Here is a 17,540-nt window from a genome sequence, read left to right on the forward strand (position 1 = left end):
CGAGCTTGATTTCCGGTTGACCGAACTTCGCCGTGTCGGCGGCGAAAATGATGTCGCACATCATCGCCAGTTCGCAGCCGCCGCCGAGCGCGAAGCCCGCCACCGCGGCAATGATCGGCTTACGGATCGAGCGAACCGTTTCCCAATTGCGCGTGATGTAGTCGCCCTTGTAGACATCCATATAGGAGTACGACGCCATCATCCCGATGTCCGCACCGGCCGCGAACGCTTTCTCGCTGCCCGTCACGACGATTGCGCCAATCGACTCGTCGCCGTCGAACTCGCGCAACGCAGCGCCTAGTTCGTCCATCAGCGCGTCGTTCAGTGCATTCAGAGCCTTCGGACGGTTGAGCGTAATCAGTCCGACCCGTCCCCGCGTCTCAACCAGAATGTTTTCGTAAGCCATGCCGCCTCCATAAGGGTTAATCGCACGCGAAAAACGCTTCGCGCATCGTCCGTGGTGATGCTACCATTCACCAACCAACCGGTCGGTCAATTATTCGACAGGTATTTCCCAAACGTACAGCCGAGCCTCTTTGCCATGACACATCCGCTATTCACCAAGCACGAAGACACGCTGCACAAAGCGCTCTCCGCGCTCGAAACGCGCGGCTACTGGAGCCCGTTCGTCGAGATGCCCAGTCCGAAAGTGTACGGGGAAACAGCCAACCCGGACGGCGAAGCCGCGTTCAAGGCGCTTCTAGACAAAACGTTCGACCTGGACCAACCGTCGACGGACGAGACCGTCGGCGCAGAGGTTTCGCCGTTCGGCTTCCAGCTCGGCGTGCGTTACCCGAAAGCCGACCCGAGCACGCTCATCGCCGCATCTGCCGCGGCGCAACGCGATTGGCGCGCCGCCGGCCCGCAGGCATGGATCGGCGTGAGCCTCGAAATCCTCGCGCGCCTAAATTGCGCCAGCTTCGAGCTCGGCTACAGCGTGATGCACACGACCGGTCAGGCGTTCATGATGGCCTTCCAGGCAGGCGGCCCACACGCGCAGGACCGCGCGCTCGAAGCGGTCGCGTATGCCTGGGATCAGCTGCGCCGTATTCCCGCCGACGCGCACTGGGAAAAGCCGCAAGGCAAAAACCCGCCGCTCGCGATGCACAAGCGCTACACCGTCGTGCCGCGCGGCATCGGCCTCGTGCTCGGCTGCTGCACATTCCCGACGTGGAACGGCTATCCGGGCCTGTTCGCCGATCTGGCCACCGGCAACACGGTGATCGTCAAGCCGCATCCGGGCGCGATCCTGCCGCTCGCGCTGACCGTGCGCATCGCGCGTGACGTGTTGCGCGAAGCAGGCTTCGATCCGAACGTCGTCACGCTGCTGGCCACCGCCCCGAACGACGGCGCCCTCGTCCAGCAACTGGCCCAGCGCCCCGAGATCAAACTGATCGACTTCACGGGCAGCACCCAGAACGGCACTTGGCTCGAGCGCAACGCGCACCACGCGCAGGTCTACACCGAAAAAGCTGGCGTCAATCAGATCGTCATCGACTCGGTCGACGACATCAAGGCGGCCGCGCGCAACATCGCGTTCTCGCTGGCGCTGTACTCAGGCCAGATGTGCACCGCGCCGCAAAATATCTACGTACCGCGAGACGGCATTCGCACCGCGGAAGGCACGCTCAGCTTTGACGATGTCTCCCAGGCGCTTGCCGGCGCGGTGCAAAAGCTCGTCGCCGAACCGGCCCGCGCCGTCGAACTGCTCGGCGCGATCCAGAACGAAGGCGTCGTGCAGCGCATCGACGAAGCCGCCGGGCTCGGCCGCGTTCTCGTCGCGAGCCAGACGCTCGACCATCCGTCCTTTCCGGGCGCTCGCGTGCGCACACCGCTCGTATTGCAACTCGACGCCTCGACCGACCGCGCCCAGTTCACGAGAGAATGGTTCGGGCCGATCTCGTTCGTCATCGCGACGGACTCGACCACGCAGTCACTCGACCTCGCTGGCGACATTGCTGCCGAGCACGGCGCGCTAACGCTGGCGGTCTACAGCACGGACGACGCCGTGCTCGACGCCGCGCACGAAGCGTCGATTCGCGGCGGCGTCGCACTGTCGATCAACCTGACCGGTGGCGTGTTTGTCAACCAGTCCGCGGCTTTTTCGGACTTTCACGGCACCGGCGCCAACCCGGCCGCGAATGCCGCGCTTGCCGATGCCGCTTTCGTCGCCAATCGCTTCCGTGTCGTTCAAAGCCGCGTTCATGTTGAACCGAAAGCGGCGCCCGCGGTAGCTGGCTGAACGGCATAAGAAGGCTTCAGCACAACGCACGACTTCGTCCTATGCCGTTCGGCGGATGGACCGAGTCGTGCGCTCTGACTAACATCAGACATCGGATCGGCATCACGCGCCGACGCTAGTCGAGCGACCGTGCCCATCGGCCAAAGAGAGTTTGAGGAGACACCCCATGTCATATGAAGCGATCCGGCTGGACATCGACTCATCGAGCCACGTCGCCACCATCACGCTGAACCGCCCGGACAAGCTCAACAGCTTCACGCGCGCGATGCATCAGGAACTCGGCGCGGCACTCGACCAGGTCGAAAAGTCCGGCACCCGTGCGCTCGTGCTCACCGGCGCGGGACGCGGCTTCTGCGCCGGCCAGGATCTCGCCGACCTCGATTTCACGCCCGGCGCGATGACCGACCTCGGCGCCGTGATCGATGAATACTTCAATCCGTTGATCCGCCGTCTGCAAGCGCTACCGTTTCCGGTGATCGCCGCGGTCAACGGCACGGCCGCCGGCGCGGGCGCCAATCTCGCGTTGGCCTGCGACCTGGTGCTCGCAGGTCGCTCCGCGAGTTTCATCCAAGCGTTCGTGAAGATCGGCCTCGTGCCGGATTCGGGCGGGACGTGGTTCCTGCCGCAACGCGTTGGCATGGCACGCGCGCTCGGCCTCGCGATCACCGGCGACAAGCTCAGCGCCGACACAGCCGAAAGCTGGGGCTTGATCTGGCAAGCGCTCGACGACGCCGAATTGGCTCCGGCCGCGGCAAAACTCGCGGCCCAGCTTGCCCAGCAACCGACGCGCGCGATCGCCGCAATCAAGCAGGCGATGCGTGCCGGCACGACGCAAACGCTCGACCAGCAGCTCGATCTCGAGCGTGACCTGCAGCGCCAACTAGGCGCCTCGCACGATTACGCGGAAGGCGTGCAGGCATTTATCGAAAAGCGCGCGCCGCGCTTCGAGGGGCGTTGAGATGCCCACGCAAACCACCCGCCCCGACCAGATGACTGCCGACGAACTCGCCAGCGCGACAGCTGCCGCGATGTACGAAAACGACGCCTGCAGCCGCGCGCTCGGGCTCGATATTCTCGAAGTGCGCCCCGGCTATGCGCGGCTGCGCATGGCGGTGCGCGACGACTTCCTGAACGGCCATCAGATCTGCCACGGTGGCCTGATCTTCACGCTCGCCGATTCGACCTTCGCGTTCGCCTGCAACACCTACAACATCAATACGGTTGCCGCCGGCTGCTCGATCGAATACCTCCGGCCGGTCTACGGCGGCGACGTGCTGAGCGCCGAAGCGGTCGAGCAGACATCGAGCGGGCGCACTGGCATCTACGATATTCGCGTCACGAATCGCGCCGGCGAGACCGTCGCGATGTTTCGCGGCAAGTCGGCGCAAATCAAGGGCAAGCCGATTCCCACCGGCGACTAACATTGAGCGGCGGCAAGCCAGAGCCGCCCCCGCGGACGACTGTCTGCGTGGCTCTCTGACGCCAACGCGTTACATATCAGACTCAGATACTGAGGCAGCAAGGAGACATTCGATGAGCACCGATCTTCCGCTCGATCCGATCGAGACCGCCAGCCGCGACGAGCTCGCCGCGCTCCAACTTGAACGGCTCAAATGGTCACTCACCCATGCGTATGAAAATTCGCCGGTGTACCGGCGCAAGTTCGACGAAGTCGGTGTTCATCCGGGCGATGTCAAGTCGCTCGCGGACCTCGCGCGCTTTCCGTTCACGACGAAGAAGGATTTCCGCGACAACTATCCGTTCGGCATGTTCGCGGTGCCGCAGGAGCAGATTTCGCGAATCCATGCATCGTCTGGGACGACCGGCAAACCGACCGTCGTCGGCTATACGGCGCGCGACATCGACACGTGGGCGAATCTCGTCGCCCGTTCGATACGCGCCGCCGGCGCGAAGCGCGGCGACAAGGTGCACGTGAGCTACGGCTACGGCCTCTTCACGGGCGGCCTCGGCGCGCATTACGGCGCCGAGCGCGCGGGGCTCACCGTGATTCCGTTCGGCGGTGGTCAGACCGAAAAGCAGGTGCAGCTGATCCAGGACTTCCGGCCGGACATCATCATGGTGACACCGAGCTACATGCTGTCGATCGCCGACGAACTCGAGCGCCAGGGTATCGACCCGGCTAGCTGCTCATTGCGCATCGGCATCTTCGGCGCTGAGCCGTGGACCAACGAAATGCGCGAGGCGATCGAAAAACGCATGGGCATCGACGCGGTCGACATCTACGGTCTCTCCGAAGTGATGGGCCCGGGCGTCGCCTCGGAGTGCGTCGAGACCAAAGACGGCCCGACGATCTGGGAAGACCATTTCTATCCCGAGATCATCGACCCCGAAACGGGCGAGGTGCTGCCCGATGGCGAACTCGGCGAACTCGTGTTCACGTCGCTGACGAAAGAAGCGCTGCCGATCATCCGCTACCGCACGCGCGATCTCACGCGCCTGCTGCCGGGCAGCGCCCGCGCGATGCGGCGAATGGAAAAAATCACGGGCCGCTCGGACGACATGATGATCGTCCGTGGCGTCAATGTGTTCCCGACGCAGATCGAAGAGTTGCTGCTCAAGCAGCACGCGCTCGCGCCGCACTATCAGATCGTACTGACGAAGGAAGGGCCGCTCGACGTGCTGACGCTGAACGTCGAACCGTGCCCCGAAAGCGCGCCGGATACTTCCGCGCTAACCACCGCGAAAAACGCGCTGGCGTACGACATCAAGGCGCTGATTGGCGTAAGCGCGGTGGTGAACGTGCTGGCCGTGAATGGGATCGAGCGCTCGGTGGGCAAGGCGCGGCGGGTGGTCGACAAGCGCAGATCGGGGCTCTAAGTCAGGCAACGGGCAGCGATGCGCAGAGTAAGAGCCCAACAAAAACGGCGTCACGCACGGATCCTGATCCAAACGTGACGCCGATTTCCACGACTTCTATTAACGGCTTCGCGGCAGCCTCCAACCCGCCTCCCGAAAACCGCTGTAACTCAAACGGCAGTCACGCTTCCGCCTGCGCCCCACCGCCTCACGAATTCGGCAGCAGCAACCACATCCGGCCACCCTGCTTCATCTTGCCAGCCAGATCACCGGCATCGTCGCCGAGGCCCCAGAAGTAGTCGGCGCGCACGCCGCCTTTGATCGCGGTGCCCGTGTCCTGCGCGAACACGAGGCGGTTCATCGGCGAGTTCGTCAGCGGCCGTGTGGTCTGCAGGAACACCGGCGTGCCGAGCGGAATCGCGCTCGGGTCGACCGCAATCGAGCGCTCCGGCGTCAGCGGCACGCCGAGCGCGCCGATCGGACCGTCCGCGCCACCGCTCGGCATAGTTTCGGCCGACGGCATCTCGCGAAAAAACACGAAGCGCGGATTGGTGTCGAGCAATCCATCGACGCGCGTCGGATTCGCGCGTGCCCATGCCTTGATGCCCTGCATCGTCGCCTGCGCGGGCGTGATCTCGCCATGATCGAGCAGCCAGCGCCCGATCGACTTGTACGGCTGATTATTGGTACCGCCAAAGCCGACGCGCATCACACTGCCGTCTTCCATCACGATGCGCCCGGAGCCCTGCACCTGCAAAAAGAATGCTTCGATCGGATCGTCGACCCACACGAGTTCGTTGCCGCTGAGCGCGCCCGAGCGTTCGAGCTGCGCGCGCGCCGGCAACGGCGCCCCCGCGCGATAGCCGGCGGGCCAGCGGTACAGCGCGGTCTGATATACCCCATGCCGCGTGCGCGAGCCCCGCAGCAGGGGCTCGTAGTAACCGGTGACCAGACCGTCGAGCGTGCCGTCGCTATTCGCGAGTTGGAACGGCGTGAAGTAGGCTTCGAAGAAGGCGCGCGCGCTGGTGACGTCGAGATCGTCGATTTGCGCGGCGGCCGCGCATGCACGCGACCAGTTCGGCTGACGCGCGAGCCTCGTGCAGTTTTGCCGCAACGCGGCCGTCGCGCCGATCAGCGAGTCGTCCTGCCAGCCCGGCACCTGCTGCCACGCAACCGCGGTCAAGCGCGACGACGCGATCTGGCCGGGGATGATCGCCGCGCCGCTCGGCGGCGAAGGCCGGAGCGCGCCGCCGCCACCGCAGGAGGCAAGCAACACCGCAACCGACAATGCACCGACCCACGCGCCGGCTCGGCGGACAAAACGCATACAATGTTCGTTCTTGATGGAAACCGCCATGTCTGATTTGTTCGACGAATACCCGATGCTCATCTTCGCGCTGGAATCGCTGCTCGCGCTGTTCCTGCTCGTCTTTATCGTTGTGTGGACGTCGTCTGGCAAGAAAAAAGCGAGACGTGCCAAGCCGGCGGAACGGTCCCAACAGCAAAAGCCGCAGTGACCCTGGCCGGCGGGTTGCATACAGAACCGCGCAACCCCTCGTGCATCAAGCGCTCGTCTGAGCGCTCATCCAACCACCCACTCAACTGCCCGCTGCGCCGCGCGCCGATACGAACTCGTTAACGACCGCGCAACACCGCGCCGGTTCAATGCAACGTTCGCGGCATGCGCAACACGAACTCCGGCACCGGCGCCTCGAAGCGCTCACCATCCTCCGCCACGCAGAAGTAATCGCCGCGCATCGTGCCGACCGGCGTCCCGATCACTGCCCAACTCGTGTATTCGAAATGCTCGCCCGGCTTGAGCAGCGGCTGATGACCGACCACGCCCAGGCCTTTGACTTCCTGGACGGTGTTTTCGCTGTCGGTGATGATCCAGTGACGCGCGATCAACTGTGCGGGCACCTGGCCGGTGTTACGGATGGTCAGCGTGTAGGCAAAGGCGTACTGGCGACGCTCCGGGTCCGATTCTTCAGGCAGGTAGTGCACCTGCGCCGAGACGCTGAATTCGTACTGGCTCATCCTGATTCCGATCTGATCAAACGGGCTGTGAAAAATCGTGGAAGGCCCGAACGCCAATGGTCTGCGGGTGCAGCGGCGATGCGGCGCTCATGGAATGGCATTCTGCTTGATGCGCGGCATGGCCGCAACCGGATACGCCTTTCGGCCAGCAGTGTCTAAGACGTTGGGACACGGCTGCTTTGCCGCGCCCAGTCTCCATGTCGTTTTTGCGCCGGCACTTTGCAAAGTTTCATCGCGCGATTCCGCCACGCCAACCGCGGCCAGCACCCCGGTCTGCACGCGCAAAACCGGTAAAATGGCGCTTTCCCGCTTGCATCGGCCCCCTGTCATGACGCAATTTCGCATCGCCCCCAGCATTCTCTCCGCCGACTTCGCCCGCCTGGGCGAAGAAGTCCGCAACGTCGTCGCCGCCGGCGCCGACTGGATCCACTTCGACGTGATGGACAACCACTACGTGCCGAACCTGACCATCGGCCCGCTCGTATGCGAAGCGATCCGCCCGCACGTGGACGTGCCAATCGACGTGCACCTGATGGTGCGTCCCGTCGACCGCATCGTGCCGGACTTCGCGAAAGCCAGCGCGAACCTGATCAGCTTTCACCCGGAAGCGTCGGATCACATCGACCGCACGCTGTCACTGATCCGCGACCACGGCTGCAAGGCCGGCCTCGTGTTCAATCCGGCGACGTCGCTGAACTATCTCGATCATGTGATGGACAAGGTCGACCTCGTGCTGATCATGTCGGTGAACCCGGGCTTCGGCGGCCAGTCGTTCATCCCCGAGGCGCTCAACAAGCTGCGCGAAGCGCGCAAACGCATCGACGCGTACACCGAGCGCACCGGCCGCGACATCCACCTCGAAGTGGACGGCGGCGTGAAGGTCGACAACATCGCGGAAATCGCGGCGGCCGGCGCGGACACGTTCGTGGCCGGCTCGGCGATCTTCGGCCAGCCCGATCACAAGGTCGTGATCGACAAGATGCGCGCCGCCCTCGCGACCGTCCAGCGTTAAAAACCAGCGCCTCATGACCACTCCGTATCCCGCCCCGACGTTTACCGGCCCGCGCCTCGAAGCCGCGATCATCGACCTCGACGGCACGATGATCGACACGGCCGACGACTTCACCGCCGGCGTGAACGGTATGCTCGCTCAGCTCGACGCGGAGGAAACGACGCGCGAGGAAGTGATCGGCTATGTCGGCAAGGGTTCGGAGCATCTGATCCGCAGCGTGCTTGCGCCGCGCTTCGAAGCCGAGCACGCGCAAGAGCGCTTCGACGAAGCGCTCGCGATCTATCAGGCCGAGTACGCGAAGATCAACGGCGTGCACACGCGGCTTTATCCAGACGTCGAGGCCGGTCTGCGCGCGCTGCGCGACGCGGGCCTGAAGCTCGCCTGCGTGACCAACAAGCCGCACCGCTTCGCGCTCGAATTGCTGCAGCAGTACCGGCTTGCACCGTATTTCAGCGTCGTGCTCGGCGGCGACAGTCTCGCGAAAAAGAAACCAGACCCGCTTCCGATGCTGACCGCCGCCGCGCAACTCGGCGTCGAACCGAGCGCCACGGTGGCGATCGGCGACTCGGAAAACGACGCGCTGGCGGGCCGCGCGGCCGGCATGGCGACGCTGACCGTGCCCTACGGGTACAACCACGGCCAAGCTATACAAACGATAAAATCCGATGGTATAGTTGCCTCGCTGCTCGACGCCGCCGGGGCGATCGCAGCGCATCAATCCACGACTTAACAGTCCTTCATCCTCATGTTTCTGAATAAAAAACGGAGTCTGATTAGCATCGACCGGGGAGCCTGGCCCTGGCGTCGCTGGTCGCGCTAACCTCGCCTGAGGTACGCTGAAGCTCGTCTTCGGCAACCGTTTTTTACTTCGCTGCGCTCACGCGCTTTTTCCATCGATCTGTTTTTGCGCAGCTGCATCGGCTGATTGAGCCTGCGCGTACCCGCAAGGTACCGTTGCTCACCCGCACCGCTCGCACGCGCCGATGGAAGACCCGCGCCGGTCGGTATCATTGTGTCGAGAACGTCGACCCACGCCCTGACCGGAGGCGCTTAGCCCCGCTTTGCCCGACGCTTGCTGCCGCCGGACCACCGTACAGGATCGGAACATGACCGAACTCGAATTCCAGTCCCTCGCCAACGAGGGTTTCAACCGCATCCCGCTGATCGCCGAAGCGCTCGCCGACCTCGAGACGCCGCTGTCGCTGTACCTGAAGCTCGCGCAGACCGAGCGCAACGGCGCGAACTCGTTCCTGCTGGAGTCGGTGGTCGGCGGCGAACGCTTCGGGCGTTATTCGTTCATCGGCCTGCCGGCGCGGACTCTCATGCGCACGCGCAACGGCGTGTCGGAAGTGGTCCGCGACGGCAAGGTCGTCGAGACGCACGACGGCGATCCGCTCGCGTTCATCCAGCAGTTCCAGGCGCGCTTCAAGGTCGCGCAACGCCCGGGGCTGCCGCGCTTCACGGGCGGTCTCGCCGGCTATTTCGGCTATGACGCCGTGCGCTACATCGAGAAGAAGCTCGCGCACAGCGCGCCGAAAGACGACCTCAATCTGCCCGACATCCAACTGCTGCTGACCGAGGAAGTCGCCGTCATCGACAACCTCGCGGGCAAGCTCTATCTGGTGGTCTACGCGGACCCGACCCAGGCCGAGGCGTACACGAAAGCGAAGCACCGTCTGCGCGAACTGCGCCAGCGGCTGCGCGTCACCGTCGAGCCGCCTCTTGTGTCGGCCAGCGTGCGCACCGAGATCTACCGCGAATTCGCGAAAGACGATTACCTGGCCGCCGTGCGCAAGGCGAAGGAATACATCGCCGCCGGCGAACTGATGCAGGTGCAAGTCGGCCAGCGCCTGATCAAGCCGTACCGCGACAATCCGCTGTCGCTGTATCGCGCGCTGCGCTCGCTGAATCCGTCGCCGTACATGTACTACTACAACTTCGGCGACTTCCACGTGGTCGGCGCGTCGCCGGAGATTCTGGTGCGCCAGGAAAAGCGCGGCGAGGACCGTATCGTCACGATCCGCCCGCTCGCCGGCACCCGTCCGCGCGGCAACACGCCCGAGCGCGATACCGCGCTCGCGACCGAGCTGCTGAACGATCCGAAGGAAATCGCCGAGCATGTGATGCTGATCGACCTCGCGCGCAACGACGTCGGCCGCATCGCGCAGATCGGCTCGGTGGTCGTGACCGACAAGATGGTGATCGAGAAGTACTCGCACGTGCAGCACATCGTCAGCTCGGTCGAAGGCAAGCTCAAGAACGACATGACCAATTTCGACGTGCTGCGCGCCACCTTCCCGGCCGGCACGCTGTCGGGCGCGCCGAAGGTCCGCGCGATGGAACTGATCGACGAGCTCGAGCCCGTCAAGCGCGGCCTGTACGGCGGGGCGGTCGGCTATCTGTCGTTCACCGGCGAGATGGATCTGGCCATTACGATCCGCACCGGCGTGATCGCGAACGGCAATCTGTATGTGCAGGCGGCCGCGGGCGTGGTCGCCGATTCGGTGCCGGAATCCGAATGGCAGGAGACCGAGAACAAGGCACGCGCGGTGATGCGCGCGGCCGAGCAGGTCCAGGACGGCCTCGATAGCGACTTCTGACCGGAGACACACCATGCTGCTCATGATCGACAACTACGACTCGTTCACCTACAACCTGGTGCAGTACTTCGGCGAACTCGGCGAAGACGTGCGCACCTACCGCAACGACGAAATCACGCTCGACGAAATCGCGAAGCTGAACCCAGAGCGCATCTGCCTGTCGCCGGGCCCGAGCAACCCGCAGCACGCGGGCATCACGCTCGACGTGCTTCGCGAATTCGCCGGCAAGACGCCGATTCTCGGCGTGTGCCTCGGCCATCAGGCGATCGGCGAGGCGTTCGGCGGCCGCGTCGTGCGCGCGCAGACCATCATGCATGGCAAGGTCAGCACGATCGAAACCGACTGCAAGGGCGTATTCGCGGACCTGCCGAAGCATTTCACGGTGACGCGCTACCACTCGCTCGCGATCGAACGCGAATCGCTGCCCGACTGCCTCGAAGTATCGGCCTGGACTGAAGACGGCGAAATCATGGGCGTGCGCCACAAGGAACTGGCCGTGGAAGGCGTGCAGTTCCACCCGGAATCGATCCTGTCCGAACACGGCCACGCGCTGCTCGAAAACTTCGTCAAGCAGTCGAAGCTCGCCGTCGCCGTCAAGGCCTCGAATCACGCGGCGTCCCGCAATGCCTGACACAAGGGAGACGAGATCATGTCCATTACGCCCCAGGAAGCCTTGCAGCGGACCATCGAGCACCGCGAGATTTTTCACGACGAAATGCTGCACCTGATGCGCCTCATCATGCGCGGTGAGCTGTCGCCCGTGATGTCGGCGGCGATCATCACCGGCCTGCGCGTCAAAAAAGAGACCATCGGCGAAATCACCGCGGCCGCCACGGTGATGCGTGAATTTGCCCGGCACGTCGACGTGCCGGACAACTCGAACTTCGTCGATATCGTCGGCACCGGCGGCGACGGCGCGCACACGTTCAACATTTCCACCGCGACGATGTTCGTGTCGGCCGCGGCGGGCGCGAAGGTCGCAAAGCACGGCAATCGCGGCGTATCGAGCAAGTCGGGCAGCGCGGACGTGCTCGAAGCGCTCGGCGTCAACATCGATCTGCAACCAGAGCAGGTCGCGGCATCGATTGCGGAAACGGGCATGGGCTTCATGTTCGCGCCGAACCATCATCCGGCGATGAAAAACGTCGCGCCGGTACGCCGGGAACTCGGCATCCGCACGATCTTCAATATCCTCGGGCCGCTCACCAATCCGGCCGGCGCGCCGAATCAGCTGATGGGCGTGTTTCACCCCGACCTCGTCGGCATTCAGGTGCGCGTGATGCAGCGCCTCGGCGCCAGGCACGTGCTCGTCGTGTACGGGATGGACGGCATGGACGAAGTGTCGCTCGGCGGCGCCACGCTGGTCGGCGAGTTGCGCGACGGCGAGATCCGCGAGTACGAGATCCATCCGGAAGACTTCGGCATGCAGATGGTGTCGAACCGCACGCTCAAAGTCGCCGACGCGGGCGAGTCGAAGGTCATGCTGCTCGACGCGCTCAGCAACAAGCCCGGCGTCGCGCGGGAAATCGTCACGCTGAACGCCGGCACGGCACTCTATTCGGCGAACGTCGCGGCCACGATCGCGGACGGCATCGAGCTCGCGCGCGAGGCGATCGCGAGCGGCAAGGCACGCGCGAAGGTCGACGAACTGGTGCGCTTCACCCAGCAATTCAAGCAGTAATCACGTAGCGAGACATTTATGAGCGACATCCTCGACCGCATCATCGCGGTCAAACGCGAAGAAGTCCGGGCGGCCGAGCAAAGCGTGCCACTCGAAGAACTGCGGCTCGAAGCGTCTTCGCGCGATCTCCGCGACTTCGTCGGCGCATTGCGCGCCAAGCACACGGCGGGTCTCGCCGCGGTGATCTCCGAAGTGAAGAAGGCGAGCCCGTCGAAGGGCGTGCTGCGCGAGCACTTCGTGCCGGCCGACATCGCGCGTTCGTACGAGAAGCACGGCGCGGCGTGTCTGTCCGTGCTGACCGACGTGCAGTTCTTCCAGGGCAGCGTCGTTTATCTGCAGCAAGCGCGCGCCGCGTGCCAGTTGCCGGTGATACGCAAGGACTTCATCGTCGATCCGTATCAGGTGGTCGAAGCACGTGCGATGGGGGCCGACGCGATCCTGCTGATCGCCGCCGCGCTCGAAACCGCCGAGATGCAGGACCTCGAAGCGCTCGCGCATTCGCTGGGTCTCGCGGTGCTCGTCGAAGTGCACGACAGCGATGAACTCAACGAAGCGCTGACGCTGAAGACGCCACTGATCGGCATCAACAACCGCAATCTGCGCACTTTCGAAACCTCGCTCGACACGACGCTCGGCATGCTCGACGCGATTCCCGACGATCGCATCGTCGTGACCGAATCGGGCATCCTGTCGCGCGACGACGTCGAGCGCATGCGCGCGCGGAACGTGCATACCTTCCTCGTCGGCGAAGCGTTCATGCGCGCGGACGAGCCGGGCGTGGAACTTGCACGGATGTTTTTCTGAGCATCGTATCGACGTATCGGCGTATCGGGCGCAGAGAAATCCACGCAACAAGGACACCCAGCATGGGCATGGAACGCGAAATCAAGCTGGCGCTGCCGGCTTCGCAGGTGCAGGCGGCGACGCAGTGGTTCGCCGCGCGCGCCGGCAAGAACGGACGCGCGATCAAGCTCGTGAACATTTACTTCGATACGCCGCAGTTGACGCTGGCGTCGTCAAAGAGCGCGCTGCGTCTACGGCAGACCCCAGACGGCTGGCTGCAGACCTTCAAGACGGTCGGCACGGCGACGAACGGCTTGCATAGCCGGCACGAATGGGAATTGCCGGTCGCGGGCGCGAAACTCGAAATCGAATCGTTGCTGAGCGCTTGCGACGAACCCGCCGCCGCGGATGCACTGAAACAGGCCGCGCCTGTGCTGATCGAGCTGTTCCATACCAATTTCACACGCACGCTATGGCTGCTCGACTCCGACGGCGCTCAGATCGAGGCGGCGATCGATCAGGGTGACGTGCTTGCCGAAGTCGACGATGAAGCCCGCCGCGCGCCGATCTCGGAGATCGAGCTCGAACTGAAATCGGGCGACGAAGCGGCACTTCACACGCTCGCCGCCGAACTCGGCAAACGGATTGCCGGCCTCGCGCCGGATGACATCAGCAAGGCGCAGCGCGGGTATCGGTTGCGCGCCGGGTGAGCGTGTTGCCCGAAACCCGCGGCACCTCATGCGCTCGCTTGCCGCAACTTGAGCTAGTCCGCGTTTGCTGCGACACTTCCCCGCCATGACCTCCGCTTCCCGCACCCGCTCCAGTTTGCCGCAGGCATCCTTGTTCGACGATGTCGCGCCCGCCTCCGCCGCCCCCACCGCCGCCCCGCCCACGCTCGAAGCACAATTCGCCGCGCTACCCGCGGCCTGGCGCGCGCATCTGAAGCCCTTCATCGACAGCGACACCTACGCGCCGCTGTGCCGCTTCGTCGACGGTGAGCGTGCCGCGGGCAAAACGATCTATCCGGCCGACGTGTTCCGCGCGCTCCGCCTGACGAGCCCCGACGAAGTGAAGGTCGTAATCCTAGGCCAGGACCCATACCACGGCGAAGACCGCGGCACGCCGCAGGCGCACGGCCTCGCGTTTTCGGTCGCGCCGCACGTGCGGCCGCCACCGTCGCTGCGCAACATCTTCAAGGAAATCGCCGCGAGTCTCGGTCACCAGACGCCGCCGCACGGTTGCCTCGACAGCTGGGCCAAACAGGGCGTGCTGCTGCTGAACACGGTGCTGACCGTCGAGCGCGACAGCGCCGCAAGCCACGCGAAACGCGGCTGGGAGAAATGTACCGACACGCTGATCCACGAACTCGCGACGCGGCATCAGAACCTCGTCTTCATGCTGTGGGGCGCGCATGCGCAGGCGAAGCGCGCGCTACTCGGCGGCAAGTCGCACTATGTGCTGGAGGCGCCGCATCCGTCGCCGCTGTCCGCGCATCGCGGCTTTCTCGGTTGCGGGCATTTCGCGAAGGCGAACGAATATCTGTTGCAGCACGGCCGGCAGCCGATCGACTGGCGTCTACCGGACGACGCGCAAATGCTTGCGTGAGAGCGTCGTCGTCAGAAGATTGCGATACACAACGAAAACGCCACGGAGGGTGAACCCATCCGTGGCGTTATTCTTTTCATCGCTCGCGCCGCATCGAAGCGGCGCAATGCGGCAGGACAAACCCGCTTAAACCGCGGCGATCGCTTCGCGTGCCGAGCTCAGCGCGGCGTTCGCGGCGTCCGGGCCCAAGTTCAGGCCTTCGGCGTAGATGAAATTCACGTCGGTCATGCCGAGGAAGCCGAGGAAGCTCTTCAGGTACGGCGTCTGGCTATCGTTCGGCGTGCCGAGATACTTGCCGCCGCGCGCCGACACGACGTGGACCTTCTTGCCCGTCACGAGGCCTTCCGGGCCGTTCGCGGTGTAACGGAACGTGATGCCCGCACGTGCGATGAAGTCGAAGTACGTCTTCAGTTGCGACGAGATGCCGAAGTTATACATCGGCGCACCGATCACGATGACGTCGGCCGCTTGCAGTTCGGCGATCAGCGCTTCGCTGCGTGCGGCGATCGCGGCCTGTTCCGGGGTGCGCTGGTCGGCCGGCGTGAAGAACGCGCCGAGCACGGCGTCGTCGAGGTGCGGCAGCGGTTCGGCTTGCAGATTACGGACGACGACTTGCGCGCCCGGATTCGACTGTTGCAGCTTTTCAGTCAGCTCGTTGACGAGAAGCGTCGAGTTCGCGCCTTGCGAACGGGCTGCCGAGTTGATTTGCAGGATCGTGGTCATGGTTGACTCCAGTAGGGGCGCGCAGTGTTGCGCGAGTGAAGTCATTGTGTTTTTTTACCGGCCGGCGAAAAAGCCGTCCGGCGGCGAAGGATTGTTGCATGGATAGAACAATCAACCGCCCTCCTCCGCCGATTGACGACGGGACAGGCGACGATCGGTGGACCGCCCGGTGCGGCCCACCACCACGCCGATCACTTCGTCAGCCAGCGCTCAAGGGCTTTGCGCGCGGCGGGACGGTGATCGCTGACCGTGAGCTTGTAGCGCGCCACTTCGGGACCGTCGAGATTCACCTGCGTGACCCGCAGCTCGTCGCGGCGGAACGCGTGCACCTCGACCTTCGCACCCGGCTGATAGCGCGTCAGCAGAGCATCGATATTCCCGCCGGTCACGCGCAGACCATCGATCGCGATCAGCACGTCGCCCGCGGAGAGACCCGCCTTCTGCGCGGCGCTGCCCTCGTGCACGGTCGCGAGCGCGCAATCCGCGCCGCCGCGTAGCCGCACGCCGAGCGACGGCTTGCCGTTTTTGTCGACGTCCGGCGCGAGCGCCACGCCGAACGGCGCGAGCAGCGCGTCGAGCGGCAGATCGCGCGTGCCGCGCACGCCCTCGGCGAACAGTTCGGCCAGTTGCGCGCCGCTAGCTTCCTCGAAAATCGCCTCGATCTCGCTTTCGTCGACGCCGACCGGCTTGCCTCGATAAAAGTCACGGCCGAAGCGCTTCCACAGCAGACGCATCACGTCGTCGAGCGATTTCTGGTTGCCGGTCTGCGCGCGGATCGTCAGGTCGAAGGCGAGCGCGATCAGCGAGCCCTTCGTGTAATAGCTGACGATCGCGTTCGGCGCGTTCTCGTCCTGCCGGTAGTACTTGACCCACGCATCGAACGAGCTTTCGGCGGCGCTCTGCTTGAGGCGCCCGCTGCCGCGCTGCACCCCGCCGATCACCTTGCCAACCAGGCCGAAATAGTCGTCCTGCGAGATCACGCCGCTGCGTACGAGAATCAGGTCGTCGTAATACGACGTGAAGCCCTCGAACAGCCACAGCATCGACGTGTAGTTTTCGACGCCGAGGTCATACGGCGCGAACACGGCCGGCTTGATCCGCTTCACATTCCACGTGTGGAAATACTCGTGGCTGCACAGACCGAGATAGGTCCGGTAGCCCTCGCTCATCGGCTCGCGGCCCTGCACCGGCAGATCGGTGCGATTGCAGATCAGCGCAGTCGACGCGCGATGCTCGAGCCCGCCGTAACCGTCGGTGACAGCCTGCGTCATGAACACGTACCGCTCGACCGGCGCCTTCTTCGACTTCGGTTCGAACAACGCGATTTGCGCTTCGCAGATGCGCTTCAGGTCCTTGCAGAGACGCTCCATATCGAGCCCGATCGCGCGACCGCCGATCACGACGTCGTGCGGCACGCCGTGCGCCTTGAACGTCGCGAGCGCGAATTCCCCGAGCGTCACAGGATGGTCGATCAATTCGTCGTAGTTCTGCGCGCGGTATTCGCCGAAACCGTAGCGCTTCGTGCCGCGCGCTTCCGGCAGCGCGGTCGCGACGCGCCAGCCGCGATACGCGGCGCCCTGCGGCTTCTGGATATCGACCACGCACTGCGCGTCCTCATGGCCGAGCGGCGACAGGAACACGCTGGTGCCGTTGAAAAAGCCGATCGTGTCGTCCAGATGCGCGGCGCGCACCGACAGGTCCCATGCGTACACCTCGTAGCGCAGCGTCAAGGCTCCCTTGACCGGCGCGGCCTGCCACGTGTGCTTGTCGATCTTCTCGACGCGCACCTTGCGGCCCGCGTCGTTCACCGCGCGCAGTGTGACGATGTTGCGCGCGAACTCGCGCACCATGTAGCTGCCCGGAATCCACACCGGCAGCATGAAACGCTGGCCGGCCAGATCGGGATCGGCGACGGTCACGGTGACTTCGAACAGGTGGGCGGCGGGGTTACCCGGAACGATGGTGTAGCGGATCGGCTTCATCGGCGGCGCTTGGGAGTGTCAGGAGAGTGAGGCGGGAAGTTCGGGGCTCGATGCGAAA

The 17,540-nt window shown here is 64.5% G+C and carries 18 protein-coding genes (1 of these 18 cut by a window edge); 13 read left to right on the forward strand and 5 right to left on the reverse strand.

Annotation, left to right across the window (positions count from 1 at the left end):
* Positions 1 to 406 carry the 5' portion of an enoyl-CoA hydratase gene (locus OKW28_RS33425; RefSeq protein ID WP_184036005.1) on the reverse strand. Its footprint begins 371 nt before the window's first position, so only the first 406 of its 777 coding nucleotides appear in the window; its start codon is at positions 404 to 406; the stop codon falls past the left edge of the window.
* Between the two features lie 135 nt (positions 407 to 541).
* Here OKW28_RS33425 and paaN point away from each other — a divergent pair, with 135 nt between their 5' ends.
* The 4 genes from paaN (at position 542) to paaK (ending at position 5,080) form a co-directional block, all read left to right on the forward strand.
* On the forward strand, positions 542 to 2,242 hold the full coding sequence (gene paaN, locus OKW28_RS33430) for a phenylacetic acid degradation protein PaaN (RefSeq protein ID WP_429451844.1): 1,701 nt from the start codon (positions 542 to 544) through the stop codon (positions 2,240 to 2,242).
* A gap of 166 nt (positions 2,243 to 2,408) precedes the next feature.
* Complete coding sequence (gene paaG, locus OKW28_RS33435) at positions 2,409 to 3,200, forward strand: 2-(1,2-epoxy-1,2-dihydrophenyl)acetyl-CoA isomerase PaaG (protein WP_429451846.1); 792 nt, start codon at positions 2,409 to 2,411, stop codon at positions 3,198 to 3,200.
* 1 nt (position 3,201) lies between these two features.
* On the forward strand, positions 3,202 to 3,663 hold the full coding sequence (gene paaI / locus OKW28_RS33440; RefSeq protein ID WP_429451847.1) for a hydroxyphenylacetyl-CoA thioesterase PaaI: 462 nt from the start codon (positions 3,202 to 3,204) through the stop codon (positions 3,661 to 3,663).
* Between the two features lie 112 nt (positions 3,664 to 3,775).
* Positions 3,776 to 5,080 (forward strand): phenylacetate--CoA ligase PaaK, encoded by a 1,305-nt coding sequence (gene paaK / locus OKW28_RS33445; RefSeq protein WP_429451848.1) that lies wholly within the window; start codon positions 3,776 to 3,778, stop codon positions 5,078 to 5,080.
* 187 nt (positions 5,081 to 5,267) lie between these two features.
* Here paaK and mltA read toward each other — a convergent pair whose 3' ends face one another.
* Positions 5,268 to 6,386, reverse strand: coding sequence for a murein transglycosylase A (gene mltA, locus OKW28_RS33450; protein WP_429451849.1), 1,119 nt, complete (start codon positions 6,384 to 6,386; stop codon positions 5,268 to 5,270).
* 28 nt (positions 6,387 to 6,414) lie between these two features.
* On the opposite strand from mltA, the gene OKW28_RS33455 reads away from it, so the two are divergent.
* A complete protein-coding gene (locus tag OKW28_RS33455) occupies positions 6,415 to 6,576 on the forward strand; it encodes a hypothetical protein (protein ID WP_176078910.1) in 162 nt (53 codons plus the stop codon).
* A gap of 145 nt (positions 6,577 to 6,721) precedes the next feature.
* Here the strand turns inward: OKW28_RS33455 and apaG are convergent, their stop codons facing one another.
* Positions 6,722 to 7,096 (reverse strand): Co2+/Mg2+ efflux protein ApaG, encoded by a 375-nt coding sequence (gene apaG, locus OKW28_RS33460; RefSeq protein WP_429451850.1) that lies wholly within the window; start codon positions 7,094 to 7,096, stop codon positions 6,722 to 6,724.
* 328 nt (positions 7,097 to 7,424) lie between these two features.
* Here apaG and rpe point away from each other — a divergent pair, with 328 nt between their 5' ends.
* From rpe to OKW28_RS33500, 8 genes are all read left to right on the forward strand, one after another.
* Positions 7,425 to 8,108, forward strand: coding sequence for a ribulose-phosphate 3-epimerase (rpe, locus tag OKW28_RS33465; RefSeq protein ID WP_429451851.1), 684 nt, complete (start codon positions 7,425 to 7,427; stop codon positions 8,106 to 8,108).
* Between the two features lie 13 nt (positions 8,109 to 8,121).
* Entirely contained in the window at positions 8,122 to 8,838 is a 717-nt protein-coding gene (locus OKW28_RS33470; RefSeq protein ID WP_429451852.1) for a phosphoglycolate phosphatase, read from the forward strand.
* A 376-nt stretch (positions 8,839 to 9,214) separates the two neighbouring features.
* Positions 9,215 to 10,708 (forward strand): anthranilate synthase component I, encoded by a 1,494-nt coding sequence (gene trpE / locus OKW28_RS33475; protein ID WP_429451853.1) that lies wholly within the window; start codon positions 9,215 to 9,217, stop codon positions 10,706 to 10,708.
* Between the two features lie 13 nt (positions 10,709 to 10,721).
* On the forward strand, positions 10,722 to 11,339 hold the full coding sequence (locus tag OKW28_RS33480) for an aminodeoxychorismate/anthranilate synthase component II (protein WP_429451854.1): 618 nt from the start codon (positions 10,722 to 10,724) through the stop codon (positions 11,337 to 11,339).
* Between the two features lie 18 nt (positions 11,340 to 11,357).
* Positions 11,358 to 12,389: an anthranilate phosphoribosyltransferase gene (gene trpD / locus OKW28_RS33485; RefSeq protein WP_429451855.1), complete on the forward strand. Its 1,032-nt coding sequence runs from the start codon at positions 11,358 to 11,360 to the stop codon at positions 12,387 to 12,389.
* Positions 12,390 to 12,407: 18 nt separating this feature from the next.
* Positions 12,408 to 13,193, forward strand: a complete 786-nt coding sequence (trpC, locus tag OKW28_RS33490; RefSeq protein WP_429451856.1) for an indole-3-glycerol phosphate synthase TrpC — start codon at positions 12,408 to 12,410, stop codon at positions 13,191 to 13,193.
* Positions 13,194 to 13,255: 62 nt separating this feature from the next.
* Complete coding sequence (locus tag OKW28_RS33495) at positions 13,256 to 13,882, forward strand: CYTH domain-containing protein (protein WP_429451857.1); 627 nt, start codon at positions 13,256 to 13,258, stop codon at positions 13,880 to 13,882.
* An 85-nt stretch (positions 13,883 to 13,967) separates the two neighbouring features.
* The gene (locus OKW28_RS33500) at positions 13,968 to 14,777 is read left to right on the forward strand and encodes a uracil-DNA glycosylase (protein ID WP_429451858.1); all 810 of its coding nucleotides are present in this window, start codon (positions 13,968 to 13,970) and stop codon (positions 14,775 to 14,777) included.
* Between the two features lie 126 nt (positions 14,778 to 14,903).
* Here the strand turns inward: OKW28_RS33500 and OKW28_RS33505 are convergent, their stop codons facing one another.
* Complete coding sequence (locus tag OKW28_RS33505) at positions 14,904 to 15,500, reverse strand: FMN-dependent NADH-azoreductase (protein ID WP_018420121.1); 597 nt, start codon at positions 15,498 to 15,500, stop codon at positions 14,904 to 14,906.
* A gap of 191 nt (positions 15,501 to 15,691) precedes the next feature.
* Complete coding sequence (locus tag OKW28_RS33510; RefSeq protein WP_429451859.1) at positions 15,692 to 17,482, reverse strand: M61 family metallopeptidase; 1,791 nt, start codon at positions 17,480 to 17,482, stop codon at positions 15,692 to 15,694.
* Between the last annotated feature and the right edge of the window lie 58 nt (positions 17,483 to 17,540).

Source organism: Paraburkholderia sp. 40 (genome assembly GCF_050434105.1).
GTDB classification, from domain to species: domain Bacteria; phylum Pseudomonadota; class Gammaproteobacteria; order Burkholderiales; family Burkholderiaceae; genus Paraburkholderia; species Paraburkholderia tuberum.

What these genes read in the sequence shown, in the direction of transcription:
- OKW28_RS33495 (WP_429451857.1), top strand. Translation starts at nt 13,256, where the DNA reads ATGGGCATGGAACGCGAAATCAAGCTGGCGCTGCCGGCTTCGCAGGTG.
- mltA (WP_429451849.1), bottom strand. Translation starts at nt 6,386, where the DNA reads ATGCGTTTTGTCCGCCGAGCCGGCGCGTGGGTCGGTGCATTGTCGGTT.
- paaG (WP_429451846.1), top strand. Translation starts at nt 2,409, where the DNA reads ATGTCATATGAAGCGATCCGGCTGGACATCGACTCATCGAGCCACGTC.
- paaK (WP_429451848.1), top strand. Translation starts at nt 3,776, where the DNA reads ATGAGCACCGATCTTCCGCTCGATCCGATCGAGACCGCCAGCCGCGAC.
- OKW28_RS33505 (WP_018420121.1), bottom strand. Translation starts at nt 15,500, where the DNA reads ATGACCACGATCCTGCAAATCAACTCGGCAGCCCGTTCGCAAGGCGCG.
- trpC (WP_429451856.1), top strand. Translation starts at nt 12,408, where the DNA reads ATGAGCGACATCCTCGACCGCATCATCGCGGTCAAACGCGAAGAAGTC.
- rpe (WP_429451851.1), top strand. Translation starts at nt 7,425, where the DNA reads ATGACGCAATTTCGCATCGCCCCCAGCATTCTCTCCGCCGACTTCGCC.
- trpD (WP_429451855.1), top strand. Translation starts at nt 11,358, where the DNA reads ATGTCCATTACGCCCCAGGAAGCCTTGCAGCGGACCATCGAGCACCGC.
- OKW28_RS33500 (WP_429451858.1), top strand. Translation starts at nt 13,968, where the DNA reads ATGACCTCCGCTTCCCGCACCCGCTCCAGTTTGCCGCAGGCATCCTTG.
- OKW28_RS33510 (WP_429451859.1), bottom strand. Translation starts at nt 17,482, where the DNA reads ATGAAGCCGATCCGCTACACCATCGTTCCGGGTAACCCCGCCGCCCAC.
- OKW28_RS33470 (WP_429451852.1), top strand. Translation starts at nt 8,122, where the DNA reads ATGACCACTCCGTATCCCGCCCCGACGTTTACCGGCCCGCGCCTCGAA.
- apaG (WP_429451850.1), bottom strand. Translation starts at nt 7,096, where the DNA reads ATGAGCCAGTACGAATTCAGCGTCTCGGCGCAGGTGCACTACCTGCCT.
- OKW28_RS33480 (WP_429451854.1), top strand. Translation starts at nt 10,722, where the DNA reads ATGCTGCTCATGATCGACAACTACGACTCGTTCACCTACAACCTGGTG.
- OKW28_RS33455 (WP_176078910.1), top strand. Translation starts at nt 6,415, where the DNA reads ATGTCTGATTTGTTCGACGAATACCCGATGCTCATCTTCGCGCTGGAA.
- trpE (WP_429451853.1), top strand. Translation starts at nt 9,215, where the DNA reads ATGACCGAACTCGAATTCCAGTCCCTCGCCAACGAGGGTTTCAACCGC.
- paaI (WP_429451847.1), top strand. Translation starts at nt 3,202, where the DNA reads ATGCCCACGCAAACCACCCGCCCCGACCAGATGACTGCCGACGAACTC.
- paaN (WP_429451844.1), top strand. Translation starts at nt 542, where the DNA reads ATGACACATCCGCTATTCACCAAGCACGAAGACACGCTGCACAAAGCG.